The organism is Pseudoalteromonas porphyrae, assembly GCF_001298125.1.
Classification (GTDB): domain Bacteria; phylum Pseudomonadota; class Gammaproteobacteria; order Enterobacterales; family Alteromonadaceae; genus Pseudoalteromonas; species Pseudoalteromonas neustonica.
In genome coordinates this window covers 93,791-116,770 of the sequence record NZ_LHPH01000003.1, presented here as the reverse complement: position 1 = coordinate 116,770, position 22,980 = coordinate 93,791, and the positions used below count along the sequence as shown (strand labels likewise).

The 22,980-nt window shown below is 40.3% G+C and carries 21 protein-coding genes; 14 read left to right on the top strand and 7 right to left on the bottom strand.

Annotated features, from left to right (window positions below; translation table 11 throughout):
• The first annotated feature begins 125 nt into the window (after positions 1-125).
• The 6 genes from lrp (at position 126) to serS (ending at position 6,967) form a co-directional block, all read left to right on the top strand.
• On the top strand, positions 126-605 hold the full coding sequence (gene lrp / locus ADS77_RS03725) for a leucine-responsive transcriptional regulator Lrp (RefSeq protein WP_054204677.1): 480 nt from the start codon (positions 126-128) through the stop codon (positions 603-605).
• Positions 606-792: 187 nt separating this feature from the next.
• The gene (locus ADS77_RS03720; protein ID WP_054204676.1) at positions 793-3,279 is read left to right on the top strand and encodes a DNA translocase FtsK; all 2,487 of its coding nucleotides are present in this window, start codon (positions 793-795) and stop codon (positions 3,277-3,279) included.
• The gene (gene lolA, locus ADS77_RS03715; RefSeq protein WP_054204675.1) at positions 3,280-3,936 is read left to right on the top strand and encodes an outer membrane lipoprotein chaperone LolA; all 657 of its coding nucleotides are present in this window, start codon (positions 3,280-3,282) and stop codon (positions 3,934-3,936) included.
• A 6-nt stretch (positions 3,937-3,942) separates the two neighbouring features.
• A complete protein-coding gene (locus tag ADS77_RS03710; protein WP_054453053.1) occupies positions 3,943-5,286 on the top strand; it encodes a replication-associated recombination protein A in 1,344 nt (447 codons plus the stop codon).
• A 7-nt stretch (positions 5,287-5,293) separates the two neighbouring features.
• On the top strand, positions 5,294-5,659 hold the full coding sequence (gene crcB, locus ADS77_RS03705; protein WP_054204801.1) for a fluoride efflux transporter CrcB: 366 nt from the start codon (positions 5,294-5,296) through the stop codon (positions 5,657-5,659).
• A 9-nt stretch (positions 5,660-5,668) separates the two neighbouring features.
• On the top strand, positions 5,669-6,967 hold the full coding sequence (gene serS, locus ADS77_RS03700; protein ID WP_054453051.1) for a serine--tRNA ligase: 1,299 nt from the start codon (positions 5,669-5,671) through the stop codon (positions 6,965-6,967).
• 557 nt (positions 6,968-7,524) lie between these two features.
• Here serS and ADS77_RS03695 read toward each other — a convergent pair.
• The gene (locus tag ADS77_RS03695; protein WP_054204672.1) at positions 7,525-8,544 is read right to left on the bottom strand and encodes a LacI family DNA-binding transcriptional regulator; all 1,020 of its coding nucleotides are present in this window, start codon (positions 8,542-8,544) and stop codon (positions 7,525-7,527) included.
• Positions 8,545-8,873: 329 nt separating this feature from the next.
• Between ADS77_RS03695 and glk the strand changes: the two genes are divergently transcribed.
• The 6 genes from glk (at position 8,874) to ADS77_RS03665 (ending at position 16,237) form a co-directional block, all read left to right on the top strand.
• Positions 8,874-9,872 (top strand): glucokinase, encoded by a 999-nt coding sequence (glk, locus tag ADS77_RS03690; protein WP_054204671.1) that lies wholly within the window; start codon positions 8,874-8,876, stop codon positions 9,870-9,872.
• Between the two features lie 35 nt (positions 9,873-9,907).
• A complete protein-coding gene (locus tag ADS77_RS03685) occupies positions 9,908-10,921 on the top strand; it encodes a LacI family DNA-binding transcriptional regulator (RefSeq protein WP_054204670.1) in 1,014 nt (337 codons plus the stop codon).
• 548 nt (positions 10,922-11,469) lie between these two features.
• On the top strand, positions 11,470-13,320 hold the full coding sequence (gene edd, locus ADS77_RS03680; protein ID WP_054204669.1) for a phosphogluconate dehydratase: 1,851 nt from the start codon (positions 11,470-11,472) through the stop codon (positions 13,318-13,320).
• Positions 13,321-13,352: 32 nt separating this feature from the next.
• Positions 13,353-13,973, top strand: a complete 621-nt coding sequence (locus ADS77_RS03675) for a bifunctional 4-hydroxy-2-oxoglutarate aldolase/2-dehydro-3-deoxy-phosphogluconate aldolase (RefSeq protein ID WP_054204668.1) — start codon at positions 13,353-13,355, stop codon at positions 13,971-13,973.
• 17 nt (positions 13,974-13,990) lie between these two features.
• Positions 13,991-14,995, top strand: coding sequence for a type I glyceraldehyde-3-phosphate dehydrogenase (gap, locus tag ADS77_RS03670; protein ID WP_054204667.1), 1,005 nt, complete (start codon positions 13,991-13,993; stop codon positions 14,993-14,995).
• Between the two features lie 117 nt (positions 14,996-15,112).
• A complete protein-coding gene (locus ADS77_RS03665) occupies positions 15,113-16,237 on the top strand; it encodes a sterol desaturase family protein (protein WP_054204666.1) in 1,125 nt (374 codons plus the stop codon).
• Positions 16,238-16,649: 412 nt separating this feature from the next.
• On the opposite strand, the gene ADS77_RS03660 is transcribed toward ADS77_RS03665, so the two are convergent.
• The gene (locus tag ADS77_RS03660) at positions 16,650-17,720 is read right to left on the bottom strand and encodes a DUF3083 family protein (protein WP_054204665.1); all 1,071 of its coding nucleotides are present in this window, start codon (positions 17,718-17,720) and stop codon (positions 16,650-16,652) included.
• Positions 17,721-17,970: 250 nt separating this feature from the next.
• Between ADS77_RS03660 and glnS the strand changes: the two genes are divergently transcribed.
• Positions 17,971-19,635 carry a glutamine--tRNA ligase gene (glnS, locus tag ADS77_RS03655; RefSeq protein ID WP_054204664.1) on the top strand — a complete coding sequence of 555 codons (1,665 nt, stop codon included), beginning with the start codon at positions 17,971-17,973 and terminating at the stop codon, positions 19,633-19,635.
• 72 nt (positions 19,636-19,707) lie between these two features.
• Here the strand turns inward: glnS and fur are convergent, their stop codons facing one another.
• The 5 genes from fur to ADS77_RS03630 all read right to left on the bottom strand — a co-directional run bounded on the left by fur (position 19,708) and on the right by ADS77_RS03630 (position 22,242).
• Positions 19,708-20,148 carry a ferric iron uptake transcriptional regulator gene (fur, locus tag ADS77_RS03650; protein WP_054204663.1) on the bottom strand — a complete coding sequence of 147 codons (441 nt, stop codon included), beginning with the start codon at positions 20,146-20,148 and terminating at the stop codon, positions 19,708-19,710.
• Between the two features lie 185 nt (positions 20,149-20,333).
• Complete coding sequence (gene fldA, locus ADS77_RS03645) at positions 20,334-20,861, bottom strand: flavodoxin FldA (protein WP_054204662.1); 528 nt, start codon at positions 20,859-20,861, stop codon at positions 20,334-20,336.
• A 14-nt stretch (positions 20,862-20,875) separates the two neighbouring features.
• Positions 20,876-21,154 carry a LexA regulated protein gene (gene ybfE, locus ADS77_RS03640; RefSeq protein WP_054204661.1) on the bottom strand — a complete coding sequence of 93 codons (279 nt, stop codon included), beginning with the start codon at positions 21,152-21,154 and terminating at the stop codon, positions 20,876-20,878.
• Positions 21,155-21,156: 2 nt separating this feature from the next.
• Positions 21,157-21,378, bottom strand: a complete 222-nt coding sequence (locus ADS77_RS03635; protein WP_054204660.1) for a DUF2788 domain-containing protein — start codon at positions 21,376-21,378, stop codon at positions 21,157-21,159.
• Between the two features lie 96 nt (positions 21,379-21,474).
• Positions 21,475-22,242, bottom strand: a complete 768-nt coding sequence (locus tag ADS77_RS03630) for an alpha/beta fold hydrolase (protein WP_054204659.1) — start codon at positions 22,240-22,242, stop codon at positions 21,475-21,477.
• Between the two features lie 129 nt (positions 22,243-22,371).
• On the opposite strand from ADS77_RS03630, the gene seqA reads away from it, so the two are divergent.
• On the top strand, positions 22,372-22,971 hold the full coding sequence (gene seqA / locus ADS77_RS03625; RefSeq protein WP_054204658.1) for a replication initiation negative regulator SeqA: 600 nt from the start codon (positions 22,372-22,374) through the stop codon (positions 22,969-22,971).
• The last annotated feature ends 9 nt before the right edge of the window (positions 22,972-22,980 follow it).

Sequence of the window (22,980 nt, the reverse complement as noted above, 5' to 3'; positions counted from 1 at the left end):
GAACGGAATGAAATTTTCCACTATTATATTCATGACAAGCCAGTGTGTCTCACCTTTTTTTAGTGTGAGGCTAGTGATATAATCTAAATATTAATAATAAACAGAATAAAAAACTAGTTGGTAATATGCATCAATTATTAGATCGAATAGATCGTAAGATTTTAATGGAATTACAGCACGATGGCCGTATCTCCAACGTGGAATTAGCTAAGCGTGTTGGTTTAAGTGCTACCCCTTGTCTGGAAAGAGTAAAAAAGCTCGAACGCGAAGGTTATATTGTAGGTTATAAAGCGGTAGTTGACCCAGCTAAGCTAGGTCAAGGCTTATCTGTATACGTTGAAGTGACGATCACAAAGACATCGCCAGATGTATTTGATGAGTTTAGTGCTGCGGTAAAAAAACATGACGAAATAATCGAATGTCATTTGGTATCTGGTAATTTTGACTTTTTACTCAAAACTCGTGTTAACGATATGTCTGAGTACCGTGGTGTTTTAGGTGATATTTTGCTAAAGCTTCCTAACGTTAGTGAAAGTCGCACTTATGTGGTGATGGAAGAAGTAAAAGGCGAGCAAGGGGTGATTATTCGCCCATATATAGCCTAAGTTTTGTACGGGTTTATAGATAATATAATAAATGGCAAATAACGGGTTTGCCCAAGGTATTCATAATTTATAAAAACACGTTCATTATCAGTCCATCATAGTTAAGATAAAGTGCAACGAAAAGCATTTCCTGCTAAGGTATTTCACTGCTAAGTAAAAATGCAAAGATAATAAGGATTAGGGAATTATGCGCCTAAACGGTGTACAAAGACTATTAGAAACAGGGTTAATAATCAGCACCTTTGCCGCAGTATTTATTTTGTGTGCGCTGATAAGCTTTGATCCTGCCGATCCTGCGTGGTCACAAACCAGCTTTAGCGAAGTCAGAAATGTCACTGGCGCAGCTGGTGCATGGATTGCAGATATTTTATTACTCACCTTTGGCTGGCTAGCCTACTTTGTGCCTGCGGCCATTCAAGTATTTGGCTATTTACTATTTAAGCAACCGCATAAAATTTTTCAGCTAGACTATACAACACTTGCTTTGCGTGTAATTGGTTTTGCGCTATTTATAACCTCAGCGACCGCAATTAGTAGTATCAATTTTGATGATATTTATAACTTTTCGTCAGGCGGTGTAATAGGCGATGTGATTGCAACTGCGATGATGCCCGCATTTAATTTCACTGGCACGTCTATCTTACTACTGTGCTTCTTTTTTGCAGGGTTAACATTATTAACTGGTGTATCGTGGGTGCAGTTTGTTGATTTCTTAGGTGATTGGGTTGTCCGTATATACCGTGTGATTACTTCGCAGCTTAAAGGCTGGTTACACCGTGAACGCGTAGCGATTGAAGAAAAACCGATTAATGAACCTTCAATTGAAGGCGATCTTAACGACCAAGATAAAATCACTTTTACAGAGCCTGCGCCAACGAGTGCGACAAAAGCAAAGCGTTTTACAGCTGATCAAATTGAGACCACACCACAGCATAGCCCGTTTGATGATTTAGACGATATTTTAGATCAAGAAATCAACTTTAGTGCCATTGACGATGAGCCGATGGACACGGCTGCTGCATTAAATGCACTGGATCAAAGCTACGTTGCTGAACCTGAAAAACCAGTTACCACGGTGGTGTCTCCAGCAAGGCCAATGCCTAAGCCAAAAAGTACGTATCAGCCGCCACCGACAGCAAAAGAAAAATTTGAGCAGTTATTAGAAGAAAAACCACCAAGCACACCGCTACCAACGCTTGATTTATTAGACCGCCCAGATAAAGCTAAAAACCCGATATCACCGGAGGAGCTTGAAGCTGTATCGCGTTTAGTTGAAACCAAGTTACTTGATTTTAACGTACAAGCGACGGTTGTCGCAGTGTACCCTGGACCTGTTGTAACGCGTTTTGAGCTGGATTTAGCACCGGGCATTAAAGTATCAAAAATTACAGGTCTTGCAAAAGATTTAGCCCGTTCGCTTTCTGCTGTGAGTGTCCGAGTAGTTGAAGTGATCCCCGGTAAAACATATGTAGGGATTGAATTACCAAACAAACACCGTGAAATAGTTCGTCTATCAGAAGTGATCGACGCGCCAAAATTTGAGCAAAACCCGTCACCCCTTACCATGGTGCTAGGTAAAGATATTGCCGGTGAGCCGATCTGTGCAGACCTAGGAAAAATGCCACATTTATTAGTGGCAGGTACAACAGGTTCTGGTAAGTCAGTGGGCGTTAATGTCATGATATTAAGCTTACTGTATAAATCTGGCCCCGATGATGTGCGTATGATTATGATCGATCCAAAAATGTTGGAACTTTCTGTGTACGAAGGTATCCCACACTTACTATGTGAAGTAGTCACTGATATGAAAGAAGCTGCCAATGCACTGCGTTGGTGTGTAGGTGAAATGGAGCGTCGCTATAAGTTAATGTCAGCGTTAGGTGTTCGTAACTTAAAAGGGTATAACCAAAAAGTAATGGATGCCAAAGAAGCAGGTCATCCAATTTTAGATCCATTATTTAAAGACACCGATGGCATGAAAGAGGGGCCTGACGAGTTAGGTAAATTACCGAGTATAGTCGTGGTTATTGATGAATTTGCCGACATGATGATGATTGTAGGTAAAAAAGTTGAAGAGCTGATCGCGCGTATTGCACAAAAGGCCCGTGCTGCAGGTATACATTTGATACTTGCAACGCAGCGGCCATCGGTAGATGTTATAACAGGTTTGATTAAAGCCAATATACCAACTCGTATGGCGTTTCAGGTTTCAAGTAAAATAGACTCGCGCACCATTTTAGATCAACAAGGCGCTGAAAACTTACTAGGGATGGGTGACATGCTTTATTTACCGCCAGGGACAAGTGTACCGATACGTGTGCATGGTGCATTTGTTGATGATCACGAAGTTCATGCCGTGGTAAATGATTGGAAAGCGCGTGCTAAACCAAACTATATAGATGAAATTTTAAATGGTGATGCCACAGAAGATATTTTACTTCCAGGTGAAGCCAGTGAAAATGCGGATGAAGAATCAGATCCGCTTTATGATGAAGCAGTCTCATTTGTTATTGAAACAGGTAAAGTGTCTGTCTCAAGTGTACAACGCAAACTACGCGTAGGGTATAATCGCGCAGCACGTTTAGTAGAGCAAATGGAAACTTCGGGTATTGTGAGTGCACCAGGTCATAACGGTGCCCGTGATGTATTAGTGCCCAACGGTGGAGCAAATTAAATGAAAAAAATTAAATCTTTAGCATTAGCTGTAAGCTGTTTTTTATCAGCGTCATTCTTTACAGCCCAAAGCCTAGCAGGCGAGACGTTTACAAGTGACAGCCAAGCATTACAGGCAAAACTTGCTGGCTTAAAGAGTTTTCAAGCGCAATTTATTCAGCAAGTAAACGATGCGCAAGGCGAGTCAATTATGCAAGGTAAAGGTAATATTGCCTTACAACAGCCAATGATGATCCGCTGGCAGCAAGCAAGCCCGGATGACACCTTGTTCGTTTCAAACGGTGATAAAACCTATTACTTTGACAGCTTTGCTGAGCAAGTCACGATAATGAAAACACATAGCTTGATTGATTCAACGCCGTTTGTTTTGCTGACTTCTAAAGATCCTGCGCAATGGCAAAAATACCATGTAGCAAGCACTGATAAAGGGTTTAGCGTTACGCCCAACAAAGGCGTTGAAAGCCAAGTTGAGCAACTTGATATTGTATTTTCAGGGAACGAGAGTGGCTTAGCGTCGTTATTAGTCAAAGATAGCTCAGGGCAATCATCAACATTTACGTTTAGCGATGCCAAAGTAAATGAGAGCCTAACAACATCATTATTTGAGTTCACAATTCCAGATGGCGTTGAAATTGACGACCAAAGCCAAGGCGAGTAGTCACAGGTGAGCAATTTAGGTTTTAATTTCGCCCCCGATGTGCGCCCACTCGCGGCGCGTATGCGGCCGACTAGTTTAGAACAATATATTGGTCAGCAACACTTATTAAGCCACGATAAACCTTTATACCAAGCAATATTGGCGGGGCGTTGTCACAGCTTAATTTTATGGGGTCCGCCTGGGGTGGGTAAAACCACACTGGCACAAATTATTGCCAATCATGCTGATGCCGCACTGATCCAAATGTCGGCGGTGACTGCGGGTATTAAAGATATTCGTGATGCTGTGAGCGAAGCTAAAAATAACCTTGAAGGGCGCGGGCAACGCACTTTATTGTTTGTAGACGAAGTGCACCGCTTTAATAAATCTCAACAAGATGCCTTTTTACCGCATATAGAAGACGGCACATTTATTTTTGTAGGTGCAACCACCGAAAACCCATCGTTTGCACTAAATAACGCGATTTTATCGCGAGCGCGTGTGTATGTACTTAAATCTCTGCAAGACGCAGATTTGAATTTAGTAATTGAGCGGGCATTAAAAAACGACGACGAGTTAAGCACTAAAACCATTATTCTTGCTGATAATGCTAAGAGCGCATTATGCCAAGCAAGTGACGGCGATGCCCGTAAAGTACTTAATTTACTTGAACAAGCAATCGATTTAACAGTCGAACAAAATGGCCAATACTTAGTTGATGAACATGTATTAAGCCAAGTATTACCAACGCATTTGGCAAAATATGACAAAGGCGGTGATGAATTTTACGATTTGATCTCGGCGTTTCATAAGTCAGTGCGTGGCAGCTCGCCAGATGGCGCACTGTATTGGTATTGCCGCATTTTGGCTGGAGGCGGTGATCCGCTGTATGTTGCAAGGCGTTTACTGGCTATTGCTACCGAAGACATAGGCAATGCTGACCCAAGAGCTATGGAAGTTGCGCTCAATGCATGGGATATATTTCAACGAGTGGGTCCCAGTGAGGGGGAGCGCGCTATCGCACAAGCAACCATTTATTTAGCCAGTGCGCCTAAAAGCAACGCAGTGTACGACGCTTTTAAGCAAGCAAAGCGGGATGCGCAAAATGAGCCTAGTTACCCTGTTCCAGAGCATTTACGTAATGCCCCCACAAATTTAATGAAAGACTTAGGTTATGGCGCAGAGTATCGTTATGCACATAATGAAGAAGGTGCTTATGCAGCGGGTGAAAAGTACTTACCAGAGCCAATAGCCGACACCCAATATTACTTTCCAACCGATCGTGGATTAGAGCAAAAAATTAAACAAAAACTTGATTACTTAAAACAACGTGACCACCAAAGCGATTTAAAACGTTATGACAAGCCTTAAGTTATACATGATGATCGCGCTTGGTGGCGCAAGTGGTGCTTGTTTACGGTTTTTTATTAGTGAAACCATGCTAAAACTGCTCGGTAGGGGATTCCCTTTTGGCACGTTGACGGTTAATATTCTTGGTTCATTGTTAATGGGCGTATTATACGGTTTGATAGAGCGCGAAATTATCACCGTTAGCCCCGCCAAAACCCTAATCGGAATTGGTTTTTTAGGTGCATTGACCACCTTTTCTACATTCTCAATGGATTCGTTGTTGCTACTGCAACAAGGTCACTTTTTAAAAATGGCCCTCAATATCACCTTAAATGTGGTGGTGTGTATTTTTATGGCTTGGCTGGGCCTTCAGCTAGTAATGCAAAAAGGTTAAAAAACTAACATGTTAGATTCTAAATTATTACGTCAAGATATCGAACAAACAGCGGCGCGCCTTGCAGCACGTGGTTATGAGCTTGATACAGCAACTGTCAGCGCACTTGAAGAAAAACGCAAAACATTACAAGTAAAAACACAAGAGTTGCAAAGTGAGCGTAACAGTCGTTCCAAAGCAATTGGCCAAGCAAAAGCAAAAGGCGAAGACGCACAACCATTACTCGATGCAGTAAGCGATTTAGGCGCGCAACTTGACAGCGTTAAAGCTGAGCAAGATGTTATATTAGAGCAGCTTAAAGATATTTCTTTAGCAATTCCTAACTTGCCAGATAAGTCAGTACCAGCAGGGGCTGATGAATCGGAAAACGTTGAAATCTTAACGTGGGGCCAGCCTAAAGCGTATGATTTTGAAGTAAAAGATCACGTTGACTTAGGTCAAGACCTAAACGGTCTAGATTTTGAAATGGGTGTTAAAATTACCGGTTCTCGCTTTACTGTTATGCGTGGCGCAACAGCCCGTATGCACCGTGCACTGGTACAATTTATGTTGGACACGCATACTGACAAAAACGGTTACACAGAAATGTACGTGCCATATTTAGTAAACCGTGAGAGTTTATTTGGTACAGGGCAGCTACCAAAGTTTGCTGAAGACCTATTCCACACTAAAGGTCTTGTAAACGATGACGGCGAAGAACAAGAAGGCTTTAGTTTAATACCAACAGCTGAAGTACCACTTACAAACAGTGCACGTGACGAAATCTACGACGAGAAAGATTTACCAATTCGTTTAACAGCACACACACCGTGTTTTAGAAGTGAAGCGGGCAGCTATGGCCGCGATACCCGTGGACTTATTCGTCAACATCAGTTTGATAAAGTTGAGCTAGTACAACTTGTAAAGCCTGAAGACTCAATGCAAGCCCTTGAAGATCTAACTGGTCACGCAGAGCAAATTTTACAAGCACTTGAGCTGCCGTACCGTAAAGTGATTTTATGCATGGGTGATATGGGCTTTGGCTCAGCAAAAACGTACGATTTAGAGGTATGGTTACCAGCACAAAATACATACCGCGAAATTTCATCTTGTTCAAACATGGTTGATTTCCAAGCTCGCCGTATGCAAGCACGTTTTCGCCGTGCTGGAGAGAAAAAACCAGAATTACTGCATACACTTAATGGCTCAGGCCTAGCAGTAGGACGTACTCTAGTTGCTATTTTAGAAAACTATCAACAAGCTGATGGTTCAGTAGTCGTGCCAGAAGTACTTCGTCCATATATGAATGGTCTTGAAGTTATTAAATAAGCATTAGACCTGTAAGTTTTAAGCTTTTCAAAAAAAGCCGCTGTTTGTAATGAACCGCGGTTTTTTTGTTTTTAGTTCGAGATTAAAACTGAAAAATTAAAGAGAAAAGTTGCAAGCGAGTTTGAATATTAACTCAGCGATAAATTTATGACGTAAGAACAGGCCTCAGCCGTGATTTTTGGTAGTTTGTGTTATAACGTCCGATTTAAAGAGCAACCCTTTTCTAGGGCGAGATGCCAAACTCGAATAGGGTGTATCTGCTTTTTCAAATTGCTCGTTGGTTTTAGTGATCTAGTTGAATCCAGTAATCATTTACAGTTTACCAAGATAATTTATCGCAGGAGTTCGAGGGTGACACTAACTGTTTAGATCGCACCTTATTATAAAGTGGGTTTATAACTGTAAGTAAAACACTCGGTGGTAATTTCATTGTTGGCAAAGGGTGGGGTCAGTTACACCCCAAGTAACACAAATAGCTACTCGAAGATTTAGAACCCGCGAACGTATCTATATGCTGTATTGTACAATTTAGAGTGCTCTGCGGATTCGTTTAATACTTAAAAGCTTGAGCCGCGTATAATCAATGACGGTGGGAGTAGGGTGTTTTCAACCACTTCGCCACGAATTAACTTTAATAAATTACCAACTAACATTTGCCCCGCAAGCGTTGTATCTTGTTGTACCGTTGTTAGTGGTGGGTTTACATAACTTGCAACCGCTATATTATCAAAACCGACAACATGAACATCTTCAGGTACCTTTATACCAGCTTCCTTTAACGCTCTAATCGCACCTATGGCGATTAAGTCACTAGCGGCAAACAGAGAATTAAAGTGGATGTTGTTAGCGATTAGTGAGCGTGTGGCGTGATAACCTGACTCTTCGGTTGATATGGCGTTTGCCATTTTACGCTCGCTTAGTGATATACCATGGCGATTAAATTCATCTTTAAATCCTTGATAGCGAGCAAAGAATTCAGGGCTATGCTCTGATGCATCACCGATAAATGCACAGTCCTTTCGGCTTGCTTTGAGTAAATGGGTGGCTGCAAGTTCTCCTCCACCATAGTTATCACAGCTCACAGTCAGATCGGAACGGTTATCAACACTTGCTCCCCAACACACGAATTTAGTATTTTGCTCAATTAAGCTACTAAATTTTGCTTGGTAGTCAATGTAATCTCCATACCCTAATAATATGATGCCATCAGCACGATGGCTATCTTCATAGTCTGCCTGCCAATCAGCGCTGGTGGATTGAAACGACACAAGTAAGTCGTAACCTTCAGTTGCGCATGCGCGGGTAATACTGCCTAGCATGGCTAAAAAGAACGGATTGATTTGAGATCCATCGGCAGTTGGGTCTTCAAACAATAATAATGCGAGGGTACTACTTTGCTGAGTGCGTAAGTTGCTGGCGTTTTTATCTACTTTGTAATTGAGCTGTTTTGCAATGTCATGAACTCGGCGACGAGTCTCTTCGTTTACTAATGGACTATTGCGAAGTGCGCGAGACACTGTCGATTGTGAAACCCCCGCATAATGGGCAATATCAAACGATGTAGCTTTACCTTTCATACACACAACCTAATTGCTATAAGTAAATAAACTGCAAATAATTCGTGCCATTCTCGTTTATTTGTTGATTTTTTCAAGCTATTTATCAGTTATCTAAAATTTTTATTGATTCAAGCCTGACACCGGTGTCATAATGTTGGCGTTTTATCATTTTGTTGTCAAAACGTATTGGCTGCCCATTTATTGGGCAGCATTTTTTAATACAAGGATAAACACTTTGAGGTGATAGCTCAAAGTATATCTCATAGCAATGGCTAGGCCATTGAAATAACAACAATAAGCATGATTATCGTTAAGTCTATAAACTGCTTAGACAAAGGAAAAACACGATGGACTCCAAGCCTAGTTCAAAATTCGATCCTATCTTAGTGGCCGATATTGGTGGCACTAATGCTCGTTTTGCTCTAATAACAGCTTTTAACCTACAAAAAAAACAATTTGTTGTTGAGTATAATATTACCTTTGCGAGTGCGGACTTTGGCTCTTTAGAAGATGCATTAACGCATTACCTATCTCAAGTTAGCCATATTAAACCAATTCGCGCTTGTTTAGCTGTCGCAGGTCCAATCAAAACAGGCCAAGTACACTTAACTAATTTAGGTTGGCACTTTAGTGTTGAGCAAGTTAAAACAGCATTTGAATTTACACAACTTGAAGTGATCAACGACTTTGCCGCTTTTGCTTATGCAGCTCCTTATTTAGATCCTCAACAAAATATTGCAGTTAAACCAGGGCAAGCAGATACTGATGCGAATATTGCAGTAATGGGGCCTGGTACGGGCTTTGGCGCAGCATGTTTAGTTCGCTCAGGGCAAGGTAGTGCAGTACTTAGTTGTGAAGCTGGGCATATTACGCTTGCATCAGTGAATGACCTAGATACTCAATTGATCATTGAGTTACGCAAGCAGTTAGCGCATGTATCGATAGAGACAGTATTTTCAGGCCCTGGTATTAGTCATTTATATCAAGCAATGGCGGCTGTAAAAGGCGTGGATGCCAAAAACTTAACCGCAGCTCAAATTAGTGAACTTGCAACTACTGGAGAGTGTGCAGTGTGCGAGGCAACACTGGATCAGTTTTGCGATTGGGTTGGAAGTGTAGCAGGTGACTTGGCATTAACATTTGGCGCGCTTGGTGGTGTGTTTATCGGTGGTGGTATTTTGCCTCGTATGCAAGCCCGTTTATTAGCTAGTCGTTTTGTTGAGCGTTTTGCAGCTAAAGGCATCATGTCACAGTATGTGAGTCAAATACCGGTGACATTAGTCACTCAAGATAATATTCCACTTATTGGTGCAGCAGCCTGTTTGCACACTAATGGGCAATCATAATACATCGCAAATAGGGATGTTATTGGGAAGTCTGGATGAAGAAAGTTACAATAAATAGTGTTGCAAGTTATGCTGGTGTATCTAAAAAAACGGTATCTCGTGTTTTAAATAATGAGCCAAATGTAAGTGATGCAACCCGTGAAAAAGTTCTTAAAGTGTTTAAAGAGCTAGATTACACACCAAATCCAATTGCCCGTGGCTTGGCACAAAATCGCAGTTTTATAATTGGTTGTATTTACGATAACCCAAGTAAAAGTTATATCACGCGAGTACAAACCGGTGCATTAGCTGCATGTAAAGAGAACAACTATAATTTACTGATCCACCCATGTGATTTACGTGGTGATGCATTGATAAATAATATAGAGCAGTTACTGCAGTCATCGCGACTTGATGGTTTAGTGTTAACCCCGCCGTTTTCAGACTTTCAAGTGTTAGTTGATTTTCTTAAAAGTAAAAATATCCCGTATGCACGGGTAGCATCAGCGGTGCTTGATGATGATTCAATTTCTGTACGCAGCAACGATGAGCAAGGTGCGTTTGAGATCACTGAACATTTAATTAAACTCGGGCATAAGGCAATCGCGTTTATTAAAGGTCACCCAGATCACAGTGCGACAGAGCAGCGTTTTAAAGGATACTTAAGGGCGCTTAGCACGCATGATATTACGTTTAATGAACGTTTGGTTGAAGAAGGTAACTTTAGTTATCACTCAGGCGTTGACAGTGCTCGTAGCATTTTAGATTCAACCCCAAGACCAACAGCTGTCTTTGCTTCTAATGATTACATGGCTGCAGCGGTACTCAAATTAGCAACGCAACGTCAATTAAAAGTGCCAGACGACATTTCGATTGCAGGGTTTGATAACGCCCCCATTGCGCGGCATATATGGCCAGGATTGACCACAATAGCGCAGCCTGTGGAAGAAATGACCAAGCAAGCAGTGACTAAATTAATTGAGCATATTGGTGAACCACAAGAGAATGCATACCAGATCACTCTAGAAGCACGTTTGATCACCCGAGAATCTACAGCACACGTTAAATAACCACTTTTCACAGTTGCCCGAGCATGAGTGACGCTTGATCGGGCGCTTTTTTATTTAGTTCACAAAAGTACTTTATTGAAAGTGGCTAAATTGATTTTTTGTTAACACCCCCCTCATTGCTGCTCTGTAGTATATGACGCTACGGTATCGATTCGCTTTTTGATAGAACTGTTAGTCTGCAAACATGCCACTTAATATAATAGTAATGTGTTTCATTTCATTTGTTGTTCAAAATTAATCCATACACATATCCAAGCCACCTCAAGATGCGAGTTCTGCATCTTGAGGTGGCTTGGATATGTATTTTTCACGGTCATTATTTGGTCATGTTAAATAATTAAACTAAATTTAAGGGATAAGGTTGACACCGGTGTCATAGTCATGCGTTAATACAGTGACACCGGTGTCAGGTTGATTGTGAGAGACAACCTGACAACGTTATACCTTTGAACGGGTAAATCAAAGATGCTCAGTGCAAGTACATTCGTGGAGTATGCCCTTGCCACTGAGCCTTTATCCTCTAACCATAGAGATGGGTCGAATTTTTTATGTTGCATCCTCGTATTCAAGAAGTCACCGAACGCGTTATTGAACGCAGTAAAGCTACTCGCCAAGCCTATATAGCACGTATAAACCATGCAAAAAAACAAACAAGAGTCCGTTCTGGTTTAGGTTGTGGCAATATAGCCCATGTAATTGCTGCATGTAGTAGCGATGATAAAGCGCGCTTAAAAGCTGATGAACAGCCAAATTTAGCAATTATCAATTCATACAATGATATGTTGTCTGCGCATGTTCCATATAAAGATTATCCAGATTTAATTAAAAGCATTGCAACAAAGTACGATGCAACGGCACAAGTTGCCGGTGGCGTACCTGCTATGTGTGATGGTGTAACTCAAGGTCGTGATGGCATGGAGTTATCGCTTTTTTCACGTGATGTAATAGCGATGTCTACCGCGATTTCATTATCTCACGATGTATTTGATGGCGTATTTTGCCTAGGTGTATGTGACAAAATTGTCCCCGGTTTATTGATTGGCGCTTTATCGTTTGGCCATTTACCAGTGTACTTTATGCCTGCAGGGCCGATGCAGTCAGGTATTCCAAATAAAGAAAAAGCACGAATTCGCCAAAAATTTGCACAAGGTCTAGTTAGCCGTGAAGAACTATTAGAAGCCGAAAGCGCGTCATACCACAGTGCGGGGACTTGTACGTTCTACGGTACTGCTAACAGTAATCAAATGTTAATGGAGATTATGGGCCTGCACCTTCCCGGCAGCTCATTTATCAACCCATACACTGAGCTGCGCGATGGTTTAACCGGTAATGCAGTAGAAACCATGCTCAAACAATTAATTCAAAGCAAAGATGCTAATTGTTTAGCAGATGTAGTGACTGAAAAGACCATTATTAATGGTCTAGTTGGCTTGCTTTCAACGGGCGGTTCTACCAATCACGCGATCCACTTAGTGGCTATTGCAAAAGCAGCGGGTGTTGAACTGACGTGGAAAGACATGTCTGATTTATCAGAAGTTGTACCATTGTTAACGCGTATTTATCCAAACGGTTCTGCTGATGTAAATCATTTCCAAGCAGCGGGCGGCATGGGTTTCCTTATGAGAGAACTTGTTAGCGCAGGGTTTTTACACAATGATGTGAAAACGATTGTCGGTGAAGGACTTGAAGCGTATACGCAAGAGCCGCGTTTAGACACTGATCACAACTTAATTATGAGTAGTGCAACAGGTCCAAGTAAAGTGAAGTGGATACCGTGTCCAGAAAACTCACTAGACGAAGACGTATTGCGCCCAGTTAATAATCCTTTTAGCAAGCAAGGTGGCTTACAGCTACTTACTGGCAACTTAGGTAAAGCGGTGATTAAAGTATCTGCAGTAGCTGTAGAGCATCAAGTTGTAACCGCGCCGGCAAAAGTATTTGCATCACAAAGTGCCTTACAAGAAGCGTACTCACGCGGTGAGTTAAACCAAGATTTTATTGCTGTTCTAAAAGAGCAAGGCCCGAAAGCGAAAGGCATGCCAGAGCTGCACAAGTTAACGCCGGTAATGGCAACCTTGCAAGATGAAGGTTACAAAGTAGCGATTGTTACAGATGGCCGAATGTCAGGTGCTTCAGGTAAAGTTCCTGCTGCAATTCACTTGGCGCCAGAGGCTGTTGAAGGAGGCATTATTGCTAAGATTCACGAAGGCGATTTAATCACTCTCGATGCACCAGCGGGTATATTAAAAGTACATGTAAGCGATGAAGAATTAGAAAAACGAGAACTACAACTAAGTGAAGCAAGCTTAACATTTGGTACAGGTCGTGAATTGTTCACCGGATTTAGAAACATTGTAAGTAGCGCAGACTTAGGCGCTAGCGCCTTTGGAATAGAATAATAATTCGCCAGACTGGGTATGAGGATCAAACAATGAGTATAGAAAAAATATTAGCATCGGCACCCGTAGTGCCAGTAGTGGTAATCGAAAAATTAGAAGATGCGGCACCACTAGCTCGTGCACTTTATAACGGTGGCTTAAAAGCTCTTGAAATTACTTTACGTACGCCTATTGCTGCTGAAGCTGTAAAGCTTATGAAAGCCGAAGTACCAGAGGCTTATGTTGGTACAGGCACCGTGGTTGACAAAGCAAGCTTTGATGCATCAGTTGCCGCAGGCGCTGACTTTATGGTGAGCCCTGGTGTAAATGATGAGTTACTTGCACTTGCGAAAGAATCAGACATTCCATTTTTACCGGGCGCCGCAACGCCAAGTGAAGTAATGAAATTAGCAAGCCATGGTTTTAAGTTTTTAAAGTTCTTCCCAGCAGAAGCTGCGGGCGGTACTGCCATGCTCAAATCAATTGGCGGTCCATTGCCACACGTTACATTTTGTCCAACTGGCGGAATTAGCCTTACAACAGCACCTAAGTATTTAGCGCTAAGCAATGTAATTTGTGTGGGTGGTACGTGGATGCTAGATAAAAAACTAATTGAAAATAAAGACTGGCAAGCCATTGAAGCGCTTGCTCGCCAAGCAAGTGAAATTAAATAATTAAAGGGGAATTTTAAATGATTAATGTAGCAATTAATGGCTATGGCCGTATCGGTCGCAATGTTTTACGTGCACTGTATGAGTCTGCACAAAATAACGAAATTAAAATTGTCGCAATTAACGATTTGGCACCCGCTAATGTTAATGCACATTTAACGCAATATGATTCAGTGCATGGCCAATTCTCTCATAAAGTTACGCTTGCAGATAACACAATGCTGATTGGTGATGACGTTATCACTTTAACGCAAGAGCGTGACCCAGCTAACTTACCGTGGAAAGCACTAAACGTTGATATCGTTTTAGAATGCACGGGTTTTTTCACTAAGCGTGAAGATGCAGCAAAGCATATTACAGCCGGTGCGAAAAAAGTAATTGTTTCAGCGCCTGGTACTAACTTAGACGCAACGGTAGTTCACGGTGTAAATAGCGACGTAATTAACGCTGATAGCAACATCATTTCAAATGCATCGTGTACGACTAACTGTTTAGCGCCAATTGCAAAAGCAATTAACGATACAGTAGGTATCGAGCAAGGTAGCATGACGACAATTCATGCTTATACAAATGATCAAAACTTATCTGACGTGTACCACCCTGATTTATACCGTGCTCGTAGTGCAACACAATCTATGATCCCGACTAAAACAGGTGCAGCAGCAGCCGTTGGTTTAGTATTACCAGAACTTGCTGGTAAACTTGACGGTATGTCAGTACGTGTACCAACAATCAATGTATCAGTCGTTGATTTTACGTTTATTACTAAGCGCGATACAACAACTGAAGAAATCAACGAAATAATGAAAGCCGCTTCTGTTGGTTCAATGAAAGATATTTTACAATACAACGAGCTACCGCTTGTTTCTATCGACTTTAACCATAACCCAGCGTCGTCTATCTTTGATGCAACGCAAACTAAAGCTAATGGCAAATTAGTTAAAGTTATGGCTTGGTATGATAACGAATGGGGTTTCTCAAACCGCATGTTAGACCAAGTTAAAGCGCTAGGTCAGTACTTGTAATAAGTACTCTTTAATAGTTTAGCTTTATCCAACAAAGCCGCGAATATCGCGGCTTTTTTGTATCTGGCATTAGGGAATAATATGGTATTCTTGCGTTAGTTATAAAAGGAATTACTGATGATCAATACTCTAAAAGCCTATCTTTTTCGTACTAATCACCTGCAAATTGGTGAAGGTAATATTAGTGGTTACATCGCGTGTTTTTTAGCGATGCTTTCATGCTTAGGTGTGCTGGCTTTTCATTTCCCTGAATATTTAACAACGCCAGAATTGCGACAAAACTACAGCGTAGAATTCTTACGGCAATTAATGTTTGGCGCACTTTTATTAGCTGGGAGTTTGGGGCTACTCAACTTTATCCGCAATAAAAATAAACGCTTAGGTGCAACTGCATGGTTATTTGTTATTTTGGCAATTGCATTTGGTGGCCCTAATGTAGAAGTCACTAATTTTTCTGATAACACGCCCTATATTGGACTCGATTGGTTTATTTTAGATTTACTTGGTTCTACTTTGATTTTCATTCTTATTGAAAAATTATTTCCGCATCGTAAAGAACAAAAAATATTACGTAGTGAATGGCGGGGCGACTTAAATCACTTTTTTGTAAATCACCTTATTATTGGTTTTGTATTATTGGTTACTAATCACTTTGTCCATTATGGCTTTGGCTGGGCTGTTTCGACTACATTACAAAATTATATCGATCAATTACCGTTTATATTGCAAGTGGTACTAATTATATTAGTTGCTGATCTAATGCAGTATTTTGTGCATCGTGCTTATCACGAAGTGCCTTTTTTATGGCGTTTTCATGGTATTCATCACAGTGCAAAAGAAATGGATTGGCTAGCCGGTTCTCGTCAGCATATATTAGAGATATTAGTAACGCGCAGTTTAGTACTGACGCCTATTTTTGTATTAGGCTTTTCACAACAGGTGATCAGTCTTTATGTGATTATAGTTGGCTTTCAGGCTGTATTTAATCATGCGAATGTACAGGTTAAATTTGGCTGGTTGAAATATTTAGTTGTTACCCCACAGTTTCATCATTGGCATCATGCTTCAGATAAAGCTGCGATTGACCGCAATTATGCTGCCCACTTTTCATTTTTAGATTATGTGTTTGGTACAGCTGTTAAGGGGCAAAATGAATGGCCAAAGGCTTATGGAGTAGTTGGCGATTATGTACCTAATGGCATGTTAAAGCAGCAGCTATTTCCATTTAAAAAACAAAAATAGTCGTACCCCTTTGATGTCCTTAAACCAACAAATAAATACCCAAGCCACCTCAAGATGCAAAATTCAGCGTTCCACAGGGGCTTAATATTAAGGCGTTACTTTGCAATAATGGTCGTCCCTTTAAAGAAGTAACAACGTAGAAAGTAAGCCCCTGTGAAACGCCCAACGGGTTGGTTTAAAAACGATTTATACTGCGTTATTGATTTTAACAAGGGAGCAACCATTATTTGCAATCAATGCCTTGTCTAAATCGCTTTTAACTCCAACTGAAACTCGCATTTTGAGGTGGCTTGGGTATAGTAAAGCTTAAAATTAGAAGTGGTTCATATAATTCAATAGCTAAAACCATATTAAAAAAGTGCGGGGATCACGCACTTTTTGTATTTAGTTTTATGTAGAGTGACTATTACAATTATTCAAAGTAACTAATGTGTTGGAAAAAACGTACGGTAATATCTTGGCGTTCTTTATTTATTGCTAAGGGTTCTACCATTGCTCGAATAACACTTTCGACATGATTCATAAAACGACCATGGCCAATACCTTGCTCATCATTTTCGCTTGCAACAATCACAAAATGCATGGTCTCAACTAACTTGTCTGATTGCCAGTAGTGGCTGTATTGTTCAATATCGTCACCTGTTGCAAAGCTGAGTTTTTGCAGTTCTGAGTTACCGTCATTAGTATCAATTTTACTGTTTCTAACGATTGGAGTGGTCCCATTGGCAATCATTGATACAAGGTTTAAATTTTTAGCCGTACATTCTTTAATAAATGCATCATAAAACTGCTGATAAAATTCATTTAGCGTTGGCTTATTTAATAAGTGCTGAAATTGAGTTTTTATAGTGCGGGTAATGGGTATCGCAAATGTTGCGTAGGTCATTTCGTTATGTTTGCTTGGCAGCGAGCAGTGACGGCTTTGATAGCGCTGGTGCAAGCCTCGTAGTTTATAACCGTAACTTTCTTTAGAACCTTTTGCTTTGGCAAATAAATCGTATGTTAAATGCTGGTGGTCGCGCACTTTGATTTGGGCTTCCCCTTCAAGCAATGTATTTTGCAGTGTATTTAATACTTTTTTTACTTTGGTGTGGAATATAGCTGCATTTGATCGCAGCTCATCACCGGTTGCTAAAAATAGAAACCTAATCTTTTTGCTCGGTATTTCGCTATTGTTAAAGCATTTATGGGCTTCGTGATAGCGGGGGTTGTAAAAAAACAAAATTTGTTTTTTTGTTTGTAAATAGTAAGCCTCTTCATGAAACCTGACGACGGGTAGTTTATCATTAGCAATCAAGTGTACATTGTGTAATTCATATTCATCACACAAGGCAAATAGTTGGCGGGTTAAACGTTCATAGCACTGTTCGGTATGTGTAAAGCGCGCATAAAAATTATCACTTGGTTTAAATTCAGCAAGAATATATTGGTTAGCCCTTGCAGTCGTTGGAATATAGACGCGGTTTTGTGAAAGTGAAGCCATTAATTTTCCCTAATAAAGTATGCTTTAATTACGCTACAGTAGCGTAATTGAATGACTATTTTATTGCGCTGGAACAAAAAAAATCGTATTGAGGGATATAATTATGCACAGGGTGCCTTTAGAACCTTGTATTTCTTATTAACGCCACAATATGTAGTAAACACGCCTACTTATTGCTGTATGTTAAGGTTTGTTTTTGTAATAATGCAGTAGTTTTGTCACCACGCAATATTCAGAGGATTATACTCCTATGGCGGAAATAGAGAATCGCCCAAGTAATTTTATTAGAACCCGAATTAATGACGATTTAGCATCAGGAAAACACGCATCTACGCATACACGTTTTCCACCGGAGCCAAATGGTTTTTTACACATTGGTCATGCTAAGTCAATTTGTTTAAATTTTGGTATAGCGCAAGATTACAGCGGTAAATGTAACTTACGTTTTGATGATACTAATCCAGAAAAAGAAGACATTAACTACGTACATTCTATTCAAGAAGACGTAAAGTGGTTAGGGTTTACCTGGGATGGTGAAATTAATTACTCATCAAATTACTTTGACGCATTGTACGGGTATGCGGTTGAGTTGATTGAGAAAGGCTTAGCGTATGTTTGCTTTTTATCACCAGAGCAAGCACGCGAATATCGCGGAACGTTAAAGGAGGCAGGTAAAAATAGCCCAACACGCGATACATCACCACAAGAGAATCTTGCGTTATTTGAAAAAATGCGTGCAGGTGAATTTAAAGAAGGTGAGTGTGTACTGCGTGCCAAAATTGACATGGCCAGCTCGTTCATGGTTTTGCGTGATCCGATTATTTATCGTGTTCGTTTTGCACATCATCACCAAACAGCGGATAAGTGGTGTATTTATCCAATGTACGACTTTACGCATTGTATTTCTGATGCGTTAGAAGGTATTACACATTCGTTATGTACGCTTGAGTTCCAAGATAATCGTCGTTTGTATGACTGGGTTTTAGACAATATTAGCCTTGAATGTCATCCACAACAGATTGAATTCTCTCGATTAAACCTTGAATACACGATTATGTCTAAGCGTAAGCTTAATGACTTAGTCGTCAATGGCCATGTTGAAGGTTGGGATGACCCTCGTATGCCAACAATTGCAGGTCTTCGTCGACGTGGTTATACGGCGGGTTCAATCCGAGAGTTTTGTACGCGTATAGGTGTAACTAAACAAGAAAACATGGTTGAAATGGGCATGTTAGAGGCCTGTATCCGTGAAGATCTTAATGAAAATGCACCACGTGCAATGGCTGTACTTGATCCAATTAAAGTTGTTATTGAAAATTACGCATCGGATACGGTTGAAACATTATCTGTTGCAAATCATCCTAATAATGAAGAGATGGGACGTCGCGATGTGCCGTTCACACGTGAAATTTATATTGAGCGTGAAGATTTCCGTGAAGAAGCGAACAACAAGTTTAAGCGCTTAGTGCTTGATAAAGAAGTCCGTTTACGCGGTGCATATGTGATTAAAGCAGAACGTGTTGAAAAAAATGAAAATGGTGAAGTTACAACGATTTTCTGTAGTTATGACCCTGAAACACTTGGTAAAAACCCAAGTGATGGCCGTAAGGTTAAAGGTGTTATTCATTGGGTATCAGCAAGTGAAGCATTAACGGCTGAAGTACGTTTGTATGATCGTTTATTTAATGTACCAAACCCTGCAGCGGCAGAGGATTTTGCTACAACATTAAATCCTGATTCACTTATTGTATTGCCTAATGCAAAATTAGAACCATCGCTTGCAAATGCAGAACCTGCACAAGGGTTCCAGTTTGAGCGAACAGGTTATTTTAGTCGAGATACAAAATCAAAGAGCATCGTTTTTAACCAAACCGTTGGCCTTCGTGATTCGTGGACTAAAACAGAGCAGAAGTAATTCTGCTCGCGATTTAGCATCAGAAATAAAAAAACCTGCCAATGAGCAGGTTTTTTTATTTAACCGATAAAATTATTGGTTATCAGAGAACGCTTTACAGGCTGCAGTGTCTGTACACTCACCGTAAAGGTAAAGAGAATGGTTAGTAAGCTTGATACCATTTTCTTCTGATATTTCAAGCTGACGACGTTCAATCATCTCATCTTCAAACTCAATTACTTTACCGCATTTTAAACAAACAAGGTGGTCGTGGTGTGTGCTACCCGAAAGTTCAAATACTGACTTTCCGCCTTCAAAATGGTGGCGTGAAACAATACCAGCGTCATCAAATTGGTTAAGTACGCGGTATACAGTCGCTAAACCAATTTCTTCACCTAAGTCCAAAAGAATTTTGTAAACATCTTCAGCGCTGATGTGTTGGTTATCTGGAGATTGTAAAATCTCTAAAATTTTAATACGCGGTAAAGTAACTTTTAAACCGGCTTTTTTTAATTCCAAGTTGTGATCAGTCATTAAATCTGTCTCAATTTTATTTGGTTATACTAGACATCTTATAAAGATGTGCACGACACATTAGCAATAAATAGGATAACGCGCTATGCGATGAAGTGCAAAGAACAATTCAAAGAAACGTTCCTAAAAGCTTAAACGCTAACCAAAATATAGAAATTTAATAGGTCAGCGTCTAGTGGTTGCTATTAGTCAGCAAGTTCGCTTAAACACATCTCTTCAAAAATTTGTGCAGACCACGCTTTAACGCGTTGTTCTGTTAGTTCAGGTTGACGATCTTCATCAATACCTAAGCCAACAAAGTGCTTGTCGTCAGCCATGCCTTTAGATGCTTCAAAGTCGTAGCCCTCAGTTGGCCAATGTCCAACAACAATTGCGCCACGCTCAGACACAATATCATTGATCATACCCATGGCATCGAGGAAGTATTCTGCATAATCTTCTTGGTCTCCACAACCAAAAATAGCAACTAGCTTGCCATCAAAATCAACTTCTTCTAGCTCAGGAAAAAAATCATCCCAGTCACATTGCGCTTCACCGTAATACCAAGTCGGGATGCCAAATAAGATTAAGTCAAATTCTGCGATCTCTTCTTTTGAGCTTTTAGCAATGTCGTGCACAGCAACTAATTTTTTACCCAATTCTTTTTGGATCATTTTAGCTACGTGTTCTGTGTTACCTGTATCACTTCCGAAAAAAATACCTACACTTGCCATGGATTTAAAACCTTTTATCTATCAATAGCCAATCTTTCTTGTAAAATTGTTTCAATCAGCGCACTACGGCTAATATTTTGTGCATCGGCCATATCACTTAATGCTTGATACAGCTGTGACGAAACTTTAAATTCTACACGCTTTAAACCGCGTGCTTTGTCTCTTTTTATTTGATTACGTTTATTAACCTTTAACTGCATTTCCCTTGGAAGGGGATTCGTTTTAGGCCTACCTGGACGTTTCTCGTATTCAAATAAATCGAGCGTTGTTCTATCAGTCTCTGACTTTGCCATGCTTAACCAACACCCGCACCTTGCCAAAAAACTTGAATAAGTCCTTTTGCAATAAACCCTGAACAACCTAAAAAGAGTACAAGCCACACTACATAACGACCAAACTTAGGTACATTACCTTTTTTTAGTACATCTTGAATAGCCATACCGATAAAAAAGAACACACCGGCTAAGCCAAAATACAACCCTAGGGTATCAAATTCGTTAATTAACTGACTGACCATCAACGTATAACCTTTAAATTAAACGGCGCGTACTATAGCATAAAAAAAACCAATAATTTAGTAGCTGCAGCCAAAATTACGTGATTAAATTTTAACTTAATTAACCATTAAAAAATCAGTAATTGATTTATTAACCGCATGTGGTTTTTGTGCATGCAACCAATGCCCCGCGCCATGAATGATTTTTGCTTTAGCATTTTTAAATCGTGCTGTTATGGCAGCTCGGTATTGCGGCAATATATAGTCAGAGTCATTACCTTTAATAAATAAAGTATCGCATAAACAAGAATCATTATCTTCTAAATCTGTTAGAATATTACTATATTTTTGACTCAATGTTGGTAAATTAAAGCGCCACTGGTATTGACCCGATTCATTTTTAGCTAAACTTTTCAGTAAAAATTGCCTAACACCCAGCTCAGGGATAAACGCTTGCATGATTTGGTCGGCGTGTTTTCTGTCGGTGATTTGATGTGTTGCTACAGTGTTTAACGCAGTGAAAATATCATCATGGCGGCTTTGGTAAGCCACGGGGGCAATATCAAGCACAACGAGTTTATTGACCACGCAGGGGGTACTTAATGCGATTTGCATTGCTACTTTACCGCCCATAGAGTGGCCAACGAGGTGAGTTGTATTAATATTTAAATGGGTCATCAATCGTAAAACATCGTTTGCCATGCTAGGGTAATCCATGACTTCACTATGGGGTGATCGTCCGTGATTGCGCAAGTCAATATTCGTTACTGTGAAGTTATCACTTAATGCATTGGCTATCACATTTAAGTTTTCGAGCGAACCAAATAGCCCATGAATCAAAACGACATCAGGCCCGTGTCCAGATTGTTTATAATTTAATAGCATGACATTCTCCAATAAAAGAGCGCGTAGTTTGCCTAGTGAAATAACAAATTGCAAAACATAGAGAATTAAATCAGGTTTGGGTATAATGCATTGGAATGAAAAAATGTGACCCGTAACGACAGGAAGAACATGAAAAAAATTGACATAGACGACGAGTTATATCAATACATTGCGAGCAATACGCAGAGCATTGGTGAAAGCGCATCCACTATTTTACGTCGTTTATTAAACCTCAACGGTGAAACAGTCTCAACGGCGAATAGTGAGCCGGAACTATCAGTTGCTCCCACAAAACAATCAACTAACAACGAATCACAAGCAGATAAAAGTGATCTACAAGCGCTTAAAAAAACACAAAGCAGTGCGACTGTCACACAAATGACTCAGCAAAACGCTAATGTTTTTAATATTCTAAATAAAGAAGAGTTAGCGATGCAAAAAGGTGTTGTTGGACGTTTTCTATTTATTTTGTCTGCTTTGCATCGAACGCATAAGGCTAATTTTTCAGCCGTTCTGGATGTACAAGGGCGTGATCGCGTTTATTTTGCAACCAGTAAAGAAGCGCTCGTTAACAGTGGAAGTAGTATGAATCCAAAAAATATCACTGACAGTGAATATTGGGTAATGACTAATTCAAATACAACACGTAAAAAAATGATGTTACACGAAGTGGCACTTGGCTTAGGTTACAGTGCTGAACAAGCCGAAAAAATTCGAGACTACCTATAAAAGGACATG